Below are 16790 nucleotides of genomic sequence, written 5' to 3'. Positions count from 1 at the left end.
GTCGCCGCTGCGAGGGCAAGGGGGCGGACCGCAAAATCTTGCCCTCGCAAGGCGGCAGGTTTCGGGGTAACGGCTGTGCCATGAGCGAAAGAGACACATACGAGCTGTTCCTGGTGGCCGCGCCGGGTCTTGAGGGCGATCTGGCGCGCGAGGCGGAGGCCCTCGGCCTCGGCGGTGCGGCTGCCGTTCCGGGCGGCGTCACGGCCGAAGGCGGCTGGCCGGAAATCTGGCGCGCGAACCTGCAGCTGCGTTGCGCTTCGCGCGTCCTGGTGCGCGTCGCCTCCTTCCGCGCGCCGCATCTGGCGCAACTCGATAAGCGGGCGCGCAAGGTCGCCTGGGACCGCATCTTGCGCGCGGATCTGCCGGTGCGGGTCGAGGTGACCTGCAAGCGGTCGCGCATCTACCACCAGGGCGCGGCGGGCGAACGGATCTCGCGCGCGATTTCCGAGACCGCGGGCGTCGCGGTGGCCGCCGAGGCGGCGATCGTGGTCAAGGCGCGGATCGAGGACGACCTCTGCACCATCAGCCTCGACACCAGCGGCGAGCCGTTGCACCGGCGCGGGCACAAGGAGGCGGTCGGCAAGGCGCCGCTGCGCGAGACCCTGGCCGCGGCCTTCCTCGGCCGGATGGGATTCGATGGCAGCCAGGCGGTGGTCGATCCGATGTGCGGCTCGGGCACTTTCCCGATCGAGGCGGCGGAGATTGCCGCCGGGCTGGCACCGGGGCGCTCGCGCCGCTTTGCCTTCGAGGACCTGGCCAGCTTCGACGCCGCCGCCTGGGCCGGGATGCGGCAGGGAACGCCGGGCAAGGCCGCGCCGGGCCCCCGCTTCTTCGGCTTCGACCGCGATGACGGTGCGATCCGGATGGGCACGGAAAATGCCGCCCGGGCCGGGGTGGCGGACTGGACGGACTTCCGCCGCCAGGCGATCAGCGACCTGCAGCCGCCCGAGGGCATGGCGCCGGGCCTCGTCATGGTGAACCCGCCCTATGGCGCGCGGATCGGCGATCGCAAGCTGCTCTTCGCGCTCTACGGCACGCTCGGCCGGGTGCTGTCGGAGCGGTTCCGTGGCTGGCGGCTGGGCATGGTCACCAGCGACGCGGGCCTCGCCAAGGCGACGGGGCTGAGCTTCCTGCCGCCTGAGCCGCCGGTGTCGCTGGGCGGCCTCAAGGTGACCTTCTACCGGACCGGCCCGCTGGGCGGCTGAGCCCGCTCAGAGCCAGAGGTCGGGCTCGACCTGGGCGGCCGCGCCGGCCATCGCGCCGAAATGCGCGCTGGCATAGCCGGCGCCACCGCCAAGGATGACGCCGCTGCCCGGCAGCGATCCGAAATCGAGCCCGGCGATCTCCGATCCGGGCCCCAGCGCCACCTGCGGATCCGCGGCGGCCGTGACCACCGGCACGAAAACCAGCGCGCCGTCTTCGGCCGGGGGCGACACCGGCAGCGCGGCATGGCCCGCGCCGTCAGAGAGTCCGGCCCGTGCCTCCGGGCCGATCCCGTCGAGGCTGCGGTACTGCAAGGCGATGCGGCCGTCCGCCTCCAGCTGGATCTGGAAGCTCAGCCGCCCTTCGCCGCCATAGAGCGCGACATCGCGGTATTCGATCACCATGCGGGTGCCGCCGGCATCGCTCCAGGTGCTGATCCGTCCCGGAGATGCGTCGAGATCGCTCCAGAGCGCCGCAATCATCGGGCCGGGCAGGCCCTCCCCGTCCAGCGGCAGGGGCCGGGCGGCATTCCCCGCGCCGCCGAAAGTCAGATAGCCGTTGGCGCTGACCGTGACCTCGCTGTAGCCGCTGCCGAAGAACGGGAAGAGGAAGGGCAGGCCGACCGCCAGGCTGCCGTCGTCGCCGAGCCCGGCAAGCTCGGTTGCGGCTCCCGGTGCAGCCGCCCAGCCGGGCGCGGCGGCTGCTGCGGCATAGCCGTCGCGGCCGGTGACGCCGCTGCCGGTCCAGCCCAGCGGCAGCTCCTGCCGGACGGTGTAGCTGCCGGGGTCGAGACCGTCGAAGCTGTAGCGGCCAAGCGCGCCGGTGACATCCGCAGGCTCCTCCGCGCCGCGCCGCCCGTCGCCGTCGAGATCGAGCCAGACCGTGCGGCCCGGCAGCGCCGCCTCGCCGGGATCGCGCAGCCCGTCGGAATCCGCGTCGAGCCAGAGCGTGCCGGAGATGCCCTGGATGGTGGCGCGCTGGCCGGTGACCGTGCCGGGACCGGGCAGGGCGAGCAGGTCGACCTCTCCGCCGTCGTCCCCTCCGGTGACGGTCACCGTCACGCCATCGGCATCGAGTGCGCTGATCACCGCGCGGGCCGGGGCGTCGCCGGTGCCGGTGACCTGGCCCAGCACCATCGGCGCGGCGTCGTAGCCTGTCTCGAAATCGTGGAAGGCGATGCTGTCGGCGCTTGCCAGCCGGGCGAGTTCCCACCCCGCGGTCGTGCCGCTGCCCGGCGCGACCGCGAGCCAGCCCGCGCGGCCGCCAGGGGCCGCCGGACCGTCCTCGAGCCCCAGCGCGAAACCTTCCCGATCCGCCCCGCCGAGCAGCAGCGTCCCGGCTGCCGCGCCGCCCTGCGCCTGCGCGAAGACCGCGGGCGCCGCGCCGAAGCTGCGGGCGAAGGCGATTTCCTCGGGGCCGTTCCCGGACGGCGCCGCGTTCCGGGCATGGCCCGCCTCGATCACCGTGTCGTCGGCAAGGCGCCAGCGCCCGGCCTCCACCGCGAGATAGCCCCAGCCCTGCAGCGCCCCGTCCTCCGCGGTCCCCGCAGGCAGCGACAGCGAGAACCCGCCGCGGCTGACCGAGGCGATCTGCGGCGGCGCCGCGGCCGTCGTCCCTCCCTCGGCCAGCAGGAAGACCACCGGGTCGGAGAAGGCCTGCCCGAAGCTGACCGAGAGCGCCGGTGCGCCGGTCCCGCCGATCGACCCGATTTCGGCGACATGCTCCGCGCTTTCCTCGACGGTGATTTCTGGCGCCTCTGCCTTGCCCCGGCCGACCTCGGCCACGACCGTGGCAACGGGGGGCGGGCGGAAGGAGAAGCGCAGCCCGCCGCTGCCCGGCAGCGCGCCGACCGCCAGGCTCTCGGCCGCGCTGCCGCCGCGCAGGCCGATGGCATAGCTCGCGGGCAGCCCGGTCATCTCGCCATAGGCGAAAGTGATGTCGCCGTCGCGGTGGATGGCCATCTCGAAGCTCGCCCGCATCGCGCCGGAAAAGCTGCGCACCCCGGCATATTGCAGCGTGACCCGGTCGTCCTCGGCGAGGACCATGACCTGGCCGCCGTAATCCGTGGTCAGGTCCGCCCATAGCGGCGCGATCGACCAGGCCGGCGCGCCCTCCATCCCGCGGATGTCGAAGGTCCCGCCGGGGGTGCCGAAGCTCGCCAGCCCATTCGCGGTGACGGTCAGCGTGCCGAAGCTCCGTCCGAAGAACTCTACCTCGAAGGGCAGGGCGATGCGCTGGCTGCCCTCGTCGCCGAGATCGAGCAGTTCGCCGCGCCCCGCGAGTTCGCGCCAGGCGATGGTTTCCTCCGAGACCCGCCATTCGGCCCGGGTCCCGGCCTCCTGCCAGCCCGAGGCGAGAACGACCGCGACCTGGTAGCTGCCCGCGGCCAGTCCGGAAAAGGCGTAGCTGCCATCCGCAGCGGTCAGCGTCGCGGCCTCGCCGGCATCCCGCTCCCCGTCGCCATCGGCATCGAGGAAGACCGTCCAGCCTGCCATGCCCTGTCCCGTCGCATCCGCGACCCGGCCGGAAAGCGTGGCCAGCCCGCCGCCCTCGGTTGCCGCCGCGGCGTTCACGCGGCCGCCGCTGACCGTGCGCGAGGCCAGCCCGGCCACCGGATCGGAGCTGTCGATCAGCCGCTGGCGCAGCTCGGCCGGGGTCAGCCAGGGTTCGCTGGCCAGGATCAGCGCGGCAATGCCGGTGACATGCGGCGCGGCCATCGAGGTGCCGCTCTTGCCGGCATAGCCCGCGCCCGGCACCGTCGAGACGATGCCGACGCCCGGCGCCGCCACATCCACCGTGGTGATGCCGTAGTTGGAGAAGCCCGCGATGGCGTCGTCGCGGTCGGTGGCGGCGACCGAGATCACGTTCGGCGCGTCGATGCTGGACGGGTAGTGCGGCGAGACATCGGTGTTCCTGCCGTCGTTCCCGGCCGCCGCGACGATGGCCATGCCTGCCTCTCCGGCCATCCGGACGGCATCGGCCAGCGCGCTGGGATAGGCGCTGCCGCCCCAGCTGCAATTGGCGATCTGCGCGCCCATCAGAGCGGCGTATTCGATGCCCTGGATGGCGTCGAAGATGCTGCCGGTGCCGCCGTCGGACATGATCTGGACGGCCATGATCCGCGCCTCGGGCGCGACTCCGGCGATGCCGATGCCGTTCCCGGCCACGGCGGCGATCGTGCCGGCCACATGGGTGCCGTGGGAATTGCCGTCCATCGGCCGGGCGTCGCTGTTGGCGAAGTCGTAGCCATGGATGTCGTCGACGAAGCCGTTGCCGTCGTCGTCGATGCCGTTCCCGGCGATCTCGCCGGGATTGATCCACATGTTCTCGGCCAGGTCGGGATGGCCGTAATCCACCCCGGTATCGATCACCGCGACCAGCACCCCCGCGCCGCGGCTGGTTTCCCAGGCTTCCGGCAGGTCGATATCGGTGTCGCGGCTGTTGTCGAGCGCCCAGAGATCGCCGATCCGCGGATCGGAGGAGAAGGCCCGGGCATCGAGTTCCAGGTTTTCCTGCAGGTAGCCGACGCTGGCGGAGGCGGCCCCGTACCAGTCCTCGCCGGAGAGGGCGGCCAGCGTCTCCTGGCTGACCGGGGCATCGCAGCGCCAGAGCTCGAAGCCCCAGGACATGGTGGTTTCCACCACCTCGGCGCCCACAGCCTCGCGGAACGCGGCCACGGCCTCCGCGTCGGCGCCGGCGTCCATGCGCACGATCAGCTCCTGCCCCCGATCGGCACGGGGCGACAGGCCGGTGCCTGCACCGCTCAGATATGTCAGCATCACCAGTACCCGGAACACTCGGACTCTCGGCGCCCAGAAAACACGCGGCGGCCCGAAATCCGGTTAACGGGGCATGGCCCAAGCGTTGCCGGATTGCGGCAATTCCATTCAAATTCCCCGCGACTGCCACGCCGTCCGCGCTCCGTTGCCCCGGCGATGGCAGGGTCTGCGCAAAGGAGGACCTTCCATGCCCCAGTCCCGCGACGCTTTGGTGATCGACACCGCGATACGGCTGCTGTTTCTCGGCGGCTTCGTCCTGATTGCGCTGCATCTCGTGGCGCCGCTCTTCGGGCTGATGCTCTGGGCGGTGATTCTCGCGGTGGCGGTCTATCCGGTCCATGCCTGGCTGTCGGCGAAGCTCGGCGGACGGGCGACGCTGTCGGCGGTGCTGATCACGCTGCTGGGCCTGGCAATCACGCTGGGTCCGATCGCGGTGCTGGCCAGCCAGGTGATCGACGCGGCGACCTGGGCGATGGCGGCGGTGCAGAACGGCAGCTTCGGGCTGCCCTCGCCGGAGCGGCTGGCGCGGATCCCGCTGGTGGGGGCGAAGCTGGCCCAGGCCTGGACCTCGTTCGGCAGCAACCTGGCGCAGCTGCTGGCGCAGGTCGGGCCGGTGCTGCTGTCCACCGGCAAGATGGTGCTGGCCAAGGTCGCCGGGGTCGGCATCGCGCTGGCGATGCTGTCGGTGTCGGTGGTCATCATGGGGCTGCTGTTCCGCCCGGGCCCGGCGCTGGCCGCGCATGCCCGCCGCTTTGCCAACCGCATCTTCGCGCCGCGCGGCGCGGGCTTCGTCGATCTGGCCGGGGCGACGGTGCGCAACGTCTCGCGCGGGGTGATCGGCGTGGCGGTGATCCAGTCGCTGCTGGCGGGAATGATCATGGTGGCCTTCGGCGTGCCGCTGGCCGGGCCGCTGACGCTGGTCGCGCTGTTCCTGGGCATCATCCAGATCGGTCCGGGGCCGGTGCTGATCCCGGTCATCATCTGGGCCTGGTTCGGCATGGGAACCGGGCTGGCCATCCTCTTCACCGTGATGATGGTCCCGGTGATGGTGGTCGACAACGTGCTGCGGCCGATCCTGATGGCGCGCGGGCTGGAGACGCCGATGCTGGTGATCCTGGTCGGCGTGCTGGGCGGCATGTTTGCCTACGGGCTGATCGGGCTGTTCATCGGGCCGGTGATCCTGGCGGTGTTCTACGAACTAGTCATCGCGTGGGTCGCGGCCGCCGAGGCGGAGCCTGCGCCGGAAGAAGAGGACTCCGCGCCCGGGGCCTGAGCTGCCGGCCGGGCGGGCGCAAGCAGCGTGCCAGGTCCGCGCCGCGCTTTGCGGCCGTGCGGAACCGTGCGACGCTGGCGTCCCGTCCAGCATGAGGAACCAGGCCATGACCGCAGATCCGACTTTCGCGCCGCAGCTGATCGGCAAGGCCCGGGCGGACCTGCCGCACGAGGATCCGGGCTGGTGGGCGGCCGGGCTCTACCGCAGCGGCGACGGCTACCTTCTGGCGGGCGCGGGCGGGCCGGACAGCGAATTCGCCCCGGCCCCGGGCGAAAAGGGCTGCATCCGCGAGCTGGACGAGACCGAGGCCTACAACTGGGCGGCAAGCCACCTGACGATCGACCAGGTGGAGGAATTCTTCGATCACCTGACGCAGGAAATCTGACTGGCGCGCCGCCACTCTCCCGCTGGGTGAGTCGCGGCGGCGTTCCTCTCCTGCCCGATCCCTCCGCGGAAAACGGGCCGGAACCGGCCGAAATCGGGCGAATCGTGTCCCGCGGACAGTCACGACAGGTTTCAGTTTCGAAAAGTTAAATCAATCTACGGAGTCGTGAAGCGCGCATTAAGCCTTATGGGCGCAGACTTGCCTACAGCGCCGGGTCCCAGACGGATCCGCTCTTGCGACACCGGAGAAACCGGTGCAAAGGGCATCCCCGATCCGCACCGGTGCGGAGGAGAGCAGAGTGATGCCGCAAGCAACTTCCAAGGGCGGAAAGCCCAAGCCGGACAGCCGTCCGAAGCCCGTCCAGTTCACTGACTGGGCCATGATCTGAAAAGAAACCGGAGCGCCCAGCGGCGCTCCGTTTCTCTTTCGGGGGGCCTGATCGGCGCCCGGTCCGGCCCTCCGCGAGGAGACTCTTGCGCCGACTCGCCAAACACGGCATTTTCAGGCACGCATACGTCTTTTGCACTCGACCCGCTGCTCCGTTCCGGCTGTCAGACATCGATCCGCACTGACCACGGCCGGGCTGCCGCAATACCGCGGGCAGCATCTACGACAGGAGACACGGGATCATGCCGAAGGGCACCGTGAAATGGTTCAACCAAACCAAGGGCTACGGCTTCATTGCGCCTGAAGAGGGCGGCAAGGACGTCTTCGTCCACATCAGCGCAGTCGAGCGCTCCGGCCTGACCGGGCTGAATGACAACCAGAAGGTCGAATACGAACTGCGCACCGGCCGCGACGGCCGCGAGAGCGCGACGGATCTGACCGTCCTCTGATACGGCGCCTCCGGGCCCGGACAGACGAAGCCGCGCAGCCCAGGGCCGCGCGGCTTTTTTCATGCATTGGCAGAGCGGGTCAGCGCGACTTGCGCAGGAATTTCCCGACCTCGCGCACGGCCTGTTCGGCGGCGGCGGATTTCGGCGAGCGGCGCGCGCCAGCGCGGTAGCTGCCGGGACGGGCCGGGCCATGCGAATGGCCCTTGCTGCGGGCGTAGGATTTGGCAGCGGATTTCAGCATCGATGTCAGCGACATTGTATTTTCCTCCGTTCTGGCTATCGGGAGGACAATGCGCCGGGCCGCCTTGCGTTCCCCGTGCCGGGGGCACGGGGCGGGGGCGGGCGGAAACCCGCCTCAGCTGTTCAGGACGTCGGCGATCTCGTTGCAGAGCGTGCGGATCTCGACCGCGGCAGGACCCTTGGCGGCCTTCTCGACCACCCCCTGGCCTTCGCCCAGAACCTCGGCATAGATCACGCGGTTGTTCAGCATGGTTTCGGCGGCGGGACTGTCGAGCTCCTGGATCTTGCCGGTGATGTCCGCGGTCAGCTTGGCGCGCGGCGCGGCGCGGTTGAGCACCAGCAGAGTCTTGCGGCGCTCGCGCTGCGCCATTTCCAGCACGCTCTCGGTGGCCCAGACATCGACCTGGCTGACTGCGACCGGCACCACCACGAGGTCGGAGGCGCGCATCGCCGGGCGCAGGTCGCTGTCGACCTTGGGCGGCGTGTCCACGACCACGATCTCGTTGTGCTTGAGCAGCTTCTCCAGCTCGTAGGAGACGCCCCAGGCGCTGGCCGTGGCGAATTCCAGCCCGGCTTCGCCGTTCATCGCTTCGCGGCGGGCCATGTACCAGCGGCCCAGGGACCCCTGGGGATCCGTGTCCAGAACCGCAACGGTATGGCCCCGCTTCCAGAATTCGACGGCCAGGTTGACGGCCAGCGTGGTCTTGCCGGAGCCGCCCTTCTGCTGGGCCACCGTGATCGTGAATCCTGCCATCTTGTACCTCCTGAACTACAACACACTACATCCGGGGGGAACGCAACGGAGAATTGAGCGCAACCCGCCTTTTCGCCGCGCCTGCCACGGAAGCGTGCCGCGTGCCAAGCCGTTGACATTGTCGGGCGTTGCCGGGAAGGAGGGCTTTCGGGAGACGAAGATGCGCCATGTGATCGGACCCGGCAGGCCCCAGGCGCGGCCGGGACAGGTAATCGGATTGCTCGGCGGATCCTTCGATCCGCCGCACGAGGGCCATTTGCACATCACGCTGGAGGCCATGAAGCGCTTCCGGCTCGACCGTGTCTGGTGGCTGGTCTCGCCCGGCAACCCGCTGAAAAGCGAGGGTCCGGCCGAGCTGCCGCGCCGCCTGGCGGCCGCGCAGGCGCTTGTCGGCGGCCATCCCCGCATTGTCGTCACCGACATCGAGAGCCGCCTCGGCACGCGCTATACTGCCGAGACGCTGGAAGGGCTGATCGGCGCCTATCCGGGCACGCGCTTCGTCTGGCTGATGGGCGAGGACAACCTGGCTGGCTTCCACCGCTGGGACCGCTGGCGGGCGATCGTCTCCAGCGTTCCGGTCGGCGTGCTGGCCCGTCCCGGACAGCCGGCCTCGGCGCGCACGGCGCGGGCGTCGCGGGTGTTCCGCAGCCACCGGCTGTCGGTGGCGGCCTCTGGCCTGCTCGGCCGTGCCGAGCCGCCCTGCTGGTGCCACCTGCCGATCCCGCTGCGCAGCATCTCCTCGACGGCGCTGCGCGCCAGCGGGCAATGGGTGCGTTAACCAACCCAGGTCTTGAAATCTCAACCTTTTCCGGCGAGTGTTCGCCGCGCAGATCCACGTGATCAGGAGACGTCGATGAAGAGCCTCACAAGGCGCGGTGTCCTCGCAGGGCTTGGCGCGCTGGCCGCGGCGCCGCTGCAGGCGCAGGTGACCGGCTCCCCGGTGCCCCGTCCGCGCCCGCAGATGGCAGGCGCGGCACGTCCCGCCGCCCCGGCCGCGGTGGTCCGCCATGATGTCGGCCCGGCGTCCAATGCGCTGATCGACAGCTTCCGGCTGGGCGGCGAGGTGACCTTCCAGCTGCGCGACGCCGTTACCGGCGAAGTCCTGGCCGGGCGCGGGGCCGACGACCCGATGATGCCCGCGAGCACCTGCAAGACCATCACCACCGCCTATGCGCTCGACCATCTCGGGCCCGCCTACCGGTTCCGCACGCGGCTGCTGGCGACCGGCCCGCTGCGGCAGGGGCGGCTCGAAGGCGACCTGATCCTTGCCGGCGGCGGCGATCCGACGCTGAGCTCGGACGATATAGACGCGCTGCTCGACCAGCTCGCGGCGCTCGGCCTGCGAGAGATCTCGGGCGGCTTCAAGGTCTGGGACGACGCGCTGCCCTATGTGGCCGAGATCGATCCCGGCCAGCCCGACCACCTGGGCTACAACCCCGCGGTTTCGGGGCTGAACCTGAATTTCAACCGCGTGCATTTCCAGTGGAAGCAGCAGGGCAGCGGCTACGACATCGACATGGATGCCCGGGCCGACCATGTGGTGCCGCCGGTGCGGATGGTGACGATGAGCACCTCGAACCGCAGCGGCCCGATCTTCGAGGTGGAAGCCGCCCCGCCCGGGCAGGAAGCCTGGACCGTGGCGCGTCCCGCCCTCGGCGGCGCAGGCGCGCGCTGGCTGCCGGTGCGCGACACCCAGCGCTACACCGCCGAGGTGATGCGGACGCTGGCCGCGATGCGGTCGCCCGCGGTGGTCCTGCCGGAACCCGAATACATCGACGAACTGCCGCCCGCGGTGCCGGTCGGGCTGCACCAGAGCGCGCCGCTCACCGACGTGGCGCGGGAGATGCTGAAATACTCCACCAACCTCACGGCCGAGGTGCTGGGCCTGACCGCGACCAAGGCGCGGACCGGCGCGACCCCGGCCGACCTGACCGCCTCTGCCGCCGAGATGACCGCCTGGGCGCAGGGCATCGGCATGACCGAAAGCCATCTGGTAGACCATTCCGGGCTGGGTCCCGACTCGCGCGTCACCGCCCGCGACATGTCGCTGATGCTGCACCATATCGGGCTCGACGGGCCGCTCTGGCCGCTGCTGAAGCATGTCGACCTCTACAACAAGCAGGGCAAGGCGGAGCCGTTCCAGCTGCGCGCCAAGACCGGCACGCTGAATTTCGTCAGCTGCCTCGTCGGCTATATCCGCCGCCCGTCCAAGCCGCCGCTGATCTTCGCGATCCACACCGCCGAGGAAGAGCGCCGCGCGAAGATCGCCCCCGGCGACGAGGAACGCCCGGCGGGCTCGCATGGCTGGACGACGCGGTCGCGCGCCATGCAGTACGACCTGATCCGTCTCTGGTCCGACAAGGCCTGAGGGCCGGGCCTGCCGTTCCGCATTGCCGTTCCGGAATGATCCGCGCCGTGTCCTCCGACACATACGCGGCGCGGCGGCCGTGCCATTTTGCGCGCACCGGAAGAACGGAGGACGGCATGAAGTACGAACGGGACATCGACGGTGGCTGGCATGCGATGGAGCGGCAGCACAGGCCGAATTCCTGCGGGCCCGCCTCGGTCAAGATCGTCCAGAAGCTGGTCAACGACGCCGATCTCGGCGAGCAGTACGTGCGGATGCAGATTGCCGCTTTCGAGGGCAATGCCGACGGCAATATCGGGCAGGGCGGGCTGCTGGTCGAGGGCGTCCGCAATTTCGCGGCGGCGGGCACATGGAACGTCCGGGCGGGGCTGGACGCGCTGCGTCCGGCGGTGAGCTACGCGACCTACAGCTCGGGCGACCTGGCGGGCGGCACGGTCCAGGCCATCGCCGCGGGCAATGCCTCGTCCTCGCCGATCCTGGTGCAGACCTCGCGGCGCAAGCCCGCGATCACCGAGGTGCGCTGGGTCGGCGGCGGCGCGCATTGGGTCGTGGTGGCCGGGCCGCTGTCGCATGGCCGCCTGCTGGTGCTCGACCCCTGGTACGGGGTCCAGTACGTGACGGTCACCGGCGGGATCCTCCAGCCCTACGCGCCGCGCAATCCGGTCACCCGGGTCGTCGAGGCAACCGCGAACTGGGCGCCGAACGTGGTCATCGTCACCTGACGCGCGGCGCGGAGGCGGAGTATCCGCCCCGCGCCGGCCGTCCGGCTCAGGCCGCGTCGAGTGCGGCGATGATCGCGCCGAAATCCTTGGCCTTCAGCGAGGCGCCGCCGACCAGCGCGCCGTCCACGTTCGAGACCGCGAAGATCTCCGCGGCATTGCCGGGCTTCACCGAGCCGCCATAGAGCAGCGGGATCCCGTCCGCGGCATCGCCGAAGCGTTCGGCCAGCGTGGCGCGCATCGCATCATGCACCTCGGCAATCTGCTCCAGCGTCGGGGTGCGGCCGGTGCCGATCGCCCAGACCGGTTCGTAGGCGATCACCAGCCCTGCCGTCTCCGGCAGCGAACCGGCCAGCTGCGTGGCCACCACGGCCAGCGTCTCGCCCGCATCGCGCTCGGCCTCGGTCTCGCCGACGCAGATCACCGGCAGCAGCCCCGCCTCGAGCGCGGCCTCTGCCTTGGCCTTCACCACCGCATCGGACTCGCCGTGATCGGCGCGGCGCTCGGAATGGCCGAGGATCACGTGGCTTGCGCCGGCATCGGCCAGCATCGCCGCGCTGATGTCGCCGGTATGGGCGCCCGAAGCCGCCGCGTGGCAGTCCTGCCCGCCGACATCGATGAAGCTGCCCTTGCAGGTCTCGGCCATCGCGGCCACCAGCGTTGCCGCCGGGCAGAGCAGCACGCCGCATCCCGGCGCTCCGGCTTCCAGCAGCGTCCGCACCTCCGCGAGGTCGGCGCTCAGCCCGTTCATTTTCCAGTTTCCCGCCGCGAGCTTGCGTGCCATCGCCGTTTCCCTTTTCGCAGTTCAGTCGGACCGGCGCCCGGCCCGTCAGGAGGCTTAGCACAAGTCTCGGGGGCGGCAACCGGGGTAACATGACGCCGGGGGCAGCGGCGATTCCGCAGATGCCCCCTTCCGCGCTTCGCTGTTCTGCAGCATAGTTCGCCATGGGCGGGATTCCGCTCATGGGCTGCAGCTTCGGGGGGAGGCGCCTGAGATGAAGCGCGAAAGGCTGGCAAACCTGCTGATCGACACGGCGGACCGCATGGCGGCGGCGGCCGACGACGAGGCGCGGTGGCGCGAGACGGTGGAAATCTGCACCGCGCTGGGGGCCACGTCCGTCAATTCCTGCGGCTTCCTGCAGCGCTCTGGGCAGCTGGCCTGGACCCGCAACACCCTGCCGGACGACTGGCTGGAAGAATACCGCGAGGCGCGGCTCGTGGGGGTCGATGCGACCGTGACGCTGGCGGGGGCGGGCAGGCTGCCGCCGGTTTTCGATCTGCGCGCGACGCCGGGATTCGGCTGGGACGCGAAGCGCCGGGTGCAGCTGGCCGCCCTGCGCGAGCGTGCCGGGCTGCGCTACTGCCTGACGGCGAGCTTCGCCTCGGGCGGGCTGCGCCGGGTGCTGGCGATCACCTGCCGGGAGGAGCCGCAGGCGCTGTTCGGCAGGGGCACCGCCCAGGCCTTCGCGTCGATCGGAGCGATGCTGTCGCTGCAGCTGGCCGCGCCCAGGGAAAGCCGGGACGACAATTCATCGGCCTTCGGCGTGGGCTTCGGAACGCTGTCGGAGGCCGAGCGGCGCATCCTGGACGCGATGGCGTCCGGGCAGGGCCTGCTGGCGATTGCCGCCGATGCCGGGGTGGCGCCGCAGGTGCTCAGGGGGATGCTGCGGACGATCTGCGCCAAGCTGCAGGTCGGCACGCACCATGACGCCCTCGCGATGGCGAGGGCGCGGGGCCTTGTCGCGATGTGAACGGGCTCAGCTCTGCTGCGGATCGGCGAACTTGATCGACTCGCCGCAGCCGCAGGCATCGACCACGTTGGGGTTGCGGAACTTGAACCCGGCCTCGAGCAGCGAGACCTCGTAGTCGATTTCGGTGCCGAAGAGGAACATCTGGGCCATCGGCGCGATCATCACGCGGGCGCCGTCCTGCTCCACCACTTCGTCCATCGGGTCCACCTGGGACACGTATTCCATGGTGTATTCCATGCCCGCGCAGCCGCCCTTCTTGACGCCGATGCGCAGGCCCTGACGGTCGTCCTTGGCCATCAGGCTGTTGATCTGCTTGGCAGCGGCCGGGGTGAGGGTCACGGCCTGCTTGCCGGGGATTCCGAACATGGTGCTCTCCTGACTAACTTACTCAAGATAAGGGAGACGCGCCGCCAACTCAAGGGAGCAGCAGCCCGGGAATTCCGCCGGGAAGCAGCCCCAGCACCAGGATTCGCAGCGCGATCCCGGTCAGCACCGCCCAGCCGACCGAGGCCATGGTGCCGATGATCACGTATTCGGCGACCTTGCGGCTCTTCTGCGCGTCCGAGAAGCGCAGGATCGACTTGGCCGCGACCAGCACGGCGATGCCAGCGACGTTGCCGGTCAGCACCGAGGCATAGGCCAGGCCGCGCTCCATCTGGCCGATGACCGCGCCCGCGCCCTTGATGCCGCCGCCGTTGACCTGCGCCCGCAGCGCCCAGTCGCGCGCCAGCAGCGGCGCGATCAGCAGCTGCACCGCGATCCCGCCCGCCCGGGTGGCGAAGAGCAGGCCCGCGGCCAGCGCCATCACCGCCGGCGCGGCAGGCGGCAGCAGCCCCGCCCAGAGCCCGTCTGCCCAGCCCGCGGCGAAAACGGCGGGCAGGGCGAAGACCGCGGCGACATGCAGGGCCTGGTCGGCGAGATAGCTCCACAGCTGGCCGGTTCCGAGCCGGGTCTTCACCGCATCGGTCGCCATGTGCAGCAGCGTCACTGCGGCCACCAGCGGCAGCGTCGCCGGAGCCAGTCCCAGCGCCAGCCAGCTGGCCGCGAAGACAATGGCACCGTGCAGCGCCAGCACCTTGAAGCGGTGCTTGTTCTCGACGATCCAATCGGTCTGGAAGGCGTAATCCGCCAGCACGTGCGCCAGGAGCAGCGCCGCGGATGTTTCAAGCATGATGTCTCGCAGCGCGCAAAACAAGCCTCTAAACTTGTATTTCTAAAAACAAGCCCTGTGACTTGTAATTCGGAGAACAGGGCCGGGCGTCAGCCTGCGCGCGCTTCCGCCCAGGCCATGGCCTGTTCTAGCGCCCAGAAGCCGGCCAGGTCCAGCCGGTCCTGGACCGCCTGCTGCGTAAGTCCCAGGGCTGCGCCGATTTCCGCCTGCGTGGGCGCGTCCGGCGGCAGGGCCAGCGCGACGGCCTCGGCCTGGGCCCGGCTCCAGCGCGCGGCCAGCGCGTCGCAGAGCGCGGCGGCGGCGGCCAGTCCGTCGGGGGCGGCCTGGGCGGCGACGGCCAGGCGGCGGCGGCGGGGCAGGGAGTCGAGCAGGTGCCCGGCATTTCGGAAGGCGGCGCCGTCGGCATCCGACAGATCCCGGCTGCCGGGGCGGTCGATGCCGCCGAAGCCGATGGCGATGCGGGTCTCGGGCAGCTGTTCCGCCGCGCGGAACCGGGCCCGCAGCAACAGCCCCGCGCGCAAGGCGCCGCTGCCGGGCAGGATGGCCGCCTGCCAGCCGTCGCCGCGGAAGCGGGTCAGCCGGGGATCGCTGCCGTTCCAGCGGCCGATTTCGGCGAAGGCCGCGCCGAGCGCCGCGAAGGCCGCCTCAACCGCCTCCGGACCGGCCCGGACGGAGCCGACCAGATCGCCGGAAATCACCGCGCCGCCGGTCATGGCGATGTCACATGAAGCCCAGTTCCAGCCGCGCCTCGTCGGACATCATCTCCATCCCCCAGGGCGGGTTCCAGGTCAGGTCGACATTGACGCTCTTCACGCCGGGCAGGGGCTCCACCGCATCGGCGACCCAGCCGGGCATGTCCCCCGCCACCGGGCAGCCCGGCGCGGTCAGGGTCATGATGATGTTGACCTCGTTCTCGTCGTTGATCTCGACCGTGTAGACGAGGCCGAGATCGTAGATGTTCACCGGGATCTCGGGGTCGTAGACGCTGCGGCAGGCTTCGACCACCGCTTCGTGCAGCGGGTGGTCGGTGGAAGACGGCTTGATCAGCGGCGCGCCTTCGAGCTGCGGATCGGAGGTGTCGGTCACGGACATGCATATTCCTCGTGTTTCAGTCGGGAATATAAGCGCCGCGGCGCGCGAGGTCCAGAACCCAGCGCCTGCGGAAGGCCGGGGTTGCGGGATTGTCATCGCAATGCTTGCCGCTGGGGCAGGCCGGTGGCAGAATGGAGGCAATTTTAACAGTCATTTCCGGGAGAGGACCCATGCCGCTCGCGCTGCTCGGGAAAAACGTGCCGAAACATACCGCCCAGTCCTTCGTCACGCAGGTGATCGAGCCGGTGCTGTGCCGGCTGACCGAGATTCCCTTTTCCGCGGCGGCGGCGCAGCTCCTGCTGGGCACCGCCCTGCACGAGAGCGGCGGGCTCAAGTTCCGCCGCCAGCTGGGCAGCGGTCCGGCGCGCGGGCTGTTCCAGATGGAGCCGGCCACCCATAACGACCTGTGGAAGAATTTCCTCGCCTTCAAGAAGCCGCTGGCGGCGGAGGTCGAGGCGCTGCTGAGCGCGCCGGGGGCGGACAAGGTCGCCGAGCTGGAAACGAACGACAACTATGCCGCCGCGATGGCGCGGGTGCATTACTGGCGCGCGCCCGCCGCGCTGCCCAAGGCGGGCAACACGACCGGCCAGGCGACCTACTGGAAAAGGTACTACAACACGCCGCTGGGCAAGGGCACGCCGAAGAAATACCTCGACGACTATGCCCTGCATGGCGGCGGCGCGGTGACGTTCCGGTCCTCATGTCCCTGAGGCTCCTGCGGTCGGCGGCGCTCCTGCTGGTCGTCGCGCTCGCGGGGGCGGCGGAGGCCCAGGTCCGGACGAACCGGACGGCCGGGAAGGACTACCACCATCTTGCGGTCGATCTGACGGCGGACATGCTGCGCCCGGTGCCCGAGGGGCGCGACGGCGAGCTGGCCTACCGGCTGTCGGACGGCGGCATGTTCGAGATCTACCTGGCGCCGGATGCGCTGCCGGGGGTGGCGGCGCCGGGCTGCACGCGGATCGTGCTGCGGATGCCCTGGACCGATCCGCTCTATCCGGGCGCGCAGGAATACGTGGCGGAGAAGGCGGCGCTTCTGGACGGGATCCTGGCCCTGCGGGACGGCGCGCGCGGCCCGGTGCCGGCAGTTCTGGAGCTCGATCCCTATGCCGTCCATGGCGCGGAGGGCTGGAAGCTGACCGACTGCCTGGCCTTCTTCCGAACCGCCCGCGGCCGCTACGTGCCGCAGGACGGGCCGCTGGACGCGCCCTAGGCCGCG

At 70.5% G+C, this 16790-nt stretch carries 18 protein-coding genes; 10 read left to right on the top strand and 8 right to left on the bottom strand.

What is annotated here, in order from left to right; genetic code table 11:
• The first annotated feature begins 80 nt into the window (after nucleotides 1-80).
• Nucleotides 81-1205 carry a class I SAM-dependent RNA methyltransferase gene (locus HCC78_RS00195; protein WP_172326719.1) on the top strand — a complete coding sequence of 375 codons (1125 nt, stop codon included), beginning with the start codon at nucleotides 81-83 and terminating at the stop codon, nucleotides 1203-1205.
• A 6-nt stretch (nucleotides 1206-1211) separates the two neighbouring features.
• Here HCC78_RS00195 and HCC78_RS00190 read toward each other — a convergent pair whose 3' ends face one another.
• A complete protein-coding gene (locus HCC78_RS00190) occupies nucleotides 1212-4982 on the bottom strand; it encodes a S8 family serine peptidase (protein WP_172326718.1) in 3771 nt (1256 codons plus the stop codon).
• Nucleotides 4983-5169: 187 nt separating this feature from the next.
• Between HCC78_RS00190 and HCC78_RS00185 the strand changes: the two genes are divergently transcribed.
• From HCC78_RS00185 to HCC78_RS00175, 3 genes are all read left to right on the top strand, one after another.
• A complete protein-coding gene (locus HCC78_RS00185) occupies nucleotides 5170-6255 on the top strand; it encodes an AI-2E family transporter (RefSeq protein WP_172326717.1) in 1086 nt (361 codons plus the stop codon).
• A gap of 106 nt (nucleotides 6256-6361) precedes the next feature.
• Complete coding sequence (locus HCC78_RS00180) at nucleotides 6362-6640, top strand: hypothetical protein (RefSeq protein WP_172326716.1); 279 nt, start codon at nucleotides 6362-6364, stop codon at nucleotides 6638-6640.
• A 629-nt stretch (nucleotides 6641-7269) separates the two neighbouring features.
• Complete coding sequence (locus HCC78_RS00175) at nucleotides 7270-7476, top strand: cold-shock protein (protein ID WP_108261940.1); 207 nt, start codon at nucleotides 7270-7272, stop codon at nucleotides 7474-7476.
• A gap of 79 nt (nucleotides 7477-7555) precedes the next feature.
• On the opposite strand, the gene HCC78_RS00170 is transcribed toward HCC78_RS00175, so the two are convergent.
• Together HCC78_RS00170 and parA are read right to left on the bottom strand one after the other, a co-directional pair.
• On the bottom strand, nucleotides 7556-7732 hold the full coding sequence (locus HCC78_RS00170) for a hypothetical protein (RefSeq protein WP_172326715.1): 177 nt from the start codon (nucleotides 7730-7732) through the stop codon (nucleotides 7556-7558).
• A gap of 99 nt (nucleotides 7733-7831) precedes the next feature.
• Nucleotides 7832-8470: a ParA family partition ATPase gene (gene parA, locus HCC78_RS00165; RefSeq protein WP_172326714.1), complete on the bottom strand. Its 639-nt coding sequence runs from the start codon at nucleotides 8468-8470 to the stop codon at nucleotides 7832-7834.
• Nucleotides 8471-8630: 160 nt separating this feature from the next.
• On the opposite strand from parA, the gene HCC78_RS00160 reads away from it, so the two are divergent.
• The 3 genes from HCC78_RS00160 to HCC78_RS00150 all read left to right on the top strand — a co-directional run bounded on the left by HCC78_RS00160 (nucleotide 8631) and on the right by HCC78_RS00150 (nucleotide 11560).
• Complete coding sequence (locus HCC78_RS00160) at nucleotides 8631-9248, top strand: nicotinate-nucleotide adenylyltransferase (RefSeq protein WP_172326713.1); 618 nt, start codon at nucleotides 8631-8633, stop codon at nucleotides 9246-9248.
• Nucleotides 9249-9323: 75 nt separating this feature from the next.
• The gene (gene dacB / locus HCC78_RS00155) at nucleotides 9324-10838 is read left to right on the top strand and encodes a D-alanyl-D-alanine carboxypeptidase/D-alanyl-D-alanine-endopeptidase (protein WP_172326712.1); all 1515 of its coding nucleotides are present in this window, start codon (nucleotides 9324-9326) and stop codon (nucleotides 10836-10838) included.
• Between the two features lie 116 nt (nucleotides 10839-10954).
• On the top strand, nucleotides 10955-11560 hold the full coding sequence (locus HCC78_RS00150; RefSeq protein WP_172326711.1) for a hypothetical protein: 606 nt from the start codon (nucleotides 10955-10957) through the stop codon (nucleotides 11558-11560).
• A gap of 46 nt (nucleotides 11561-11606) precedes the next feature.
• On the opposite strand, the gene tpiA is transcribed toward HCC78_RS00150, so the two are convergent.
• On the bottom strand, nucleotides 11607-12341 hold the full coding sequence (gene tpiA / locus HCC78_RS00145) for a triose-phosphate isomerase (RefSeq protein ID WP_172326710.1): 735 nt from the start codon (nucleotides 12339-12341) through the stop codon (nucleotides 11607-11609).
• 211 nt (nucleotides 12342-12552) lie between these two features.
• Between tpiA and HCC78_RS00140 the strand changes: the two genes are divergently transcribed.
• Nucleotides 12553-13308: an autoinducer binding domain-containing protein gene (locus HCC78_RS00140; RefSeq protein ID WP_172326709.1), complete on the top strand. Its 756-nt coding sequence runs from the start codon at nucleotides 12553-12555 to the stop codon at nucleotides 13306-13308.
• A 6-nt stretch (nucleotides 13309-13314) separates the two neighbouring features.
• On the opposite strand, the gene HCC78_RS00135 is transcribed toward HCC78_RS00140, so the two are convergent.
• The 4 genes from HCC78_RS00135 to HCC78_RS00120 all read right to left on the bottom strand — a co-directional run bounded on the left by HCC78_RS00135 (nucleotide 13315) and on the right by HCC78_RS00120 (nucleotide 15571).
• Nucleotides 13315-13674 (bottom strand): iron-sulfur cluster assembly accessory protein, encoded by a 360-nt coding sequence (locus tag HCC78_RS00135; protein WP_172326708.1) that lies wholly within the window; start codon nucleotides 13672-13674, stop codon nucleotides 13315-13317.
• Between the two features lie 49 nt (nucleotides 13675-13723).
• Nucleotides 13724-14479, bottom strand: coding sequence for a DUF3307 domain-containing protein (locus HCC78_RS00130; RefSeq protein WP_172326707.1), 756 nt, complete (start codon nucleotides 14477-14479; stop codon nucleotides 13724-13726).
• A gap of 89 nt (nucleotides 14480-14568) precedes the next feature.
• Entirely contained in the window at nucleotides 14569-15192 is a 624-nt protein-coding gene (locus HCC78_RS00125) for a hypothetical protein (protein WP_172326706.1), read from the bottom strand.
• A 7-nt stretch (nucleotides 15193-15199) separates the two neighbouring features.
• Nucleotides 15200-15571: an SUF system Fe-S cluster assembly protein gene (locus tag HCC78_RS00120; protein ID WP_216670974.1), complete on the bottom strand. Its 372-nt coding sequence runs from the start codon at nucleotides 15569-15571 to the stop codon at nucleotides 15200-15202.
• A gap of 170 nt (nucleotides 15572-15741) precedes the next feature.
• Between HCC78_RS00120 and HCC78_RS00115 the strand changes: the two genes are divergently transcribed.
• Both HCC78_RS00115 and HCC78_RS00110 read left to right on the top strand, forming a co-directional pair.
• Nucleotides 15742-16281: a hypothetical protein gene (locus tag HCC78_RS00115; protein WP_216670973.1), complete on the top strand. Its 540-nt coding sequence runs from the start codon at nucleotides 15742-15744 to the stop codon at nucleotides 16279-16281.
• Entirely contained in the window at nucleotides 16272-16784 is a 513-nt protein-coding gene (locus tag HCC78_RS00110) for a hypothetical protein (RefSeq protein ID WP_172326705.1), read from the top strand. Before HCC78_RS00115 ends, HCC78_RS00110 begins: the two co-directional genes overlap by 10 nt.
• Nucleotides 16785-16790: the final 6 nt, after the last annotated feature.

The sequence above is a fragment of the Mangrovicoccus sp. HB161399 genome (assembly GCF_013184745.1).
Classification (GTDB): Bacteria; Pseudomonadota; Alphaproteobacteria; order Rhodobacterales; family Rhodobacteraceae; genus Mangrovicoccus.
The sequence above is the reverse complement of the archived record's forward strand: the minus strand, read 5'-3'. Positions and strand labels throughout refer to the sequence as shown.

Bases quoted from the DNA above. Each gene is read 5' to 3' on its own strand.
- parA (WP_172326714.1), bottom strand. From the start codon at position 8,470: ATGGCAGGATTCACGATCACGGTGGCCCAGCAGAAGGGCGGCTCCGGC.
- HCC78_RS00180 (WP_172326716.1), top strand. From the start codon at position 6,362: ATGACCGCAGATCCGACTTTCGCGCCGCAGCTGATCGGCAAGGCCCGG.
- HCC78_RS00135 (WP_172326708.1), bottom strand. From the start codon at position 13,674: ATGTTCGGAATCCCCGGCAAGCAGGCCGTGACCCTCACCCCGGCCGCT.
- HCC78_RS00125 (WP_172326706.1), bottom strand. From the start codon at position 15,192: ATGACCGGCGGCGCGGTGATTTCCGGCGATCTGGTCGGCTCCGTCCGG.
- dacB (WP_172326712.1), top strand. From the start codon at position 9,324: ATGAAGAGCCTCACAAGGCGCGGTGTCCTCGCAGGGCTTGGCGCGCTG.
- HCC78_RS00160 (WP_172326713.1), top strand. From the start codon at position 8,631: ATGCGCCATGTGATCGGACCCGGCAGGCCCCAGGCGCGGCCGGGACAG.
- HCC78_RS00140 (WP_172326709.1), top strand. From the start codon at position 12,553: ATGAAGCGCGAAAGGCTGGCAAACCTGCTGATCGACACGGCGGACCGC.
- tpiA (WP_172326710.1), bottom strand. From the start codon at position 12,341: ATGGCACGCAAGCTCGCGGCGGGAAACTGGAAAATGAACGGGCTGAGC.
- HCC78_RS00110 (WP_172326705.1), top strand. From the start codon at position 16,272: ATGTCCCTGAGGCTCCTGCGGTCGGCGGCGCTCCTGCTGGTCGTCGCG.
- HCC78_RS00115 (WP_216670973.1), top strand. From the start codon at position 15,742: ATGCCGCTCGCGCTGCTCGGGAAAAACGTGCCGAAACATACCGCCCAG.
- HCC78_RS00150 (WP_172326711.1), top strand. From the start codon at position 10,955: ATGAAGTACGAACGGGACATCGACGGTGGCTGGCATGCGATGGAGCGG.
- HCC78_RS00170 (WP_172326715.1), bottom strand. From the start codon at position 7,732: ATGTCGCTGACATCGATGCTGAAATCCGCTGCCAAATCCTACGCCCGC.
- HCC78_RS00185 (WP_172326717.1), top strand. From the start codon at position 5,170: ATGCCCCAGTCCCGCGACGCTTTGGTGATCGACACCGCGATACGGCTG.
- HCC78_RS00120 (WP_216670974.1), bottom strand. From the start codon at position 15,571: ATGTCCGTGACCGACACCTCCGATCCGCAGCTCGAAGGCGCGCCGCTG.
- HCC78_RS00190 (WP_172326718.1), bottom strand. From the start codon at position 4,982: ATGCTGACATATCTGAGCGGTGCAGGCACCGGCCTGTCGCCCCGTGCC.
- HCC78_RS00130 (WP_172326707.1), bottom strand. From the start codon at position 14,479: ATGCTTGAAACATCCGCGGCGCTGCTCCTGGCGCACGTGCTGGCGGAT.
- HCC78_RS00195 (WP_172326719.1), top strand. From the start codon at position 81: ATGAGCGAAAGAGACACATACGAGCTGTTCCTGGTGGCCGCGCCGGGT.
- HCC78_RS00175 (WP_108261940.1), top strand. From the start codon at position 7,270: ATGCCGAAGGGCACCGTGAAATGGTTCAACCAAACCAAGGGCTACGGC.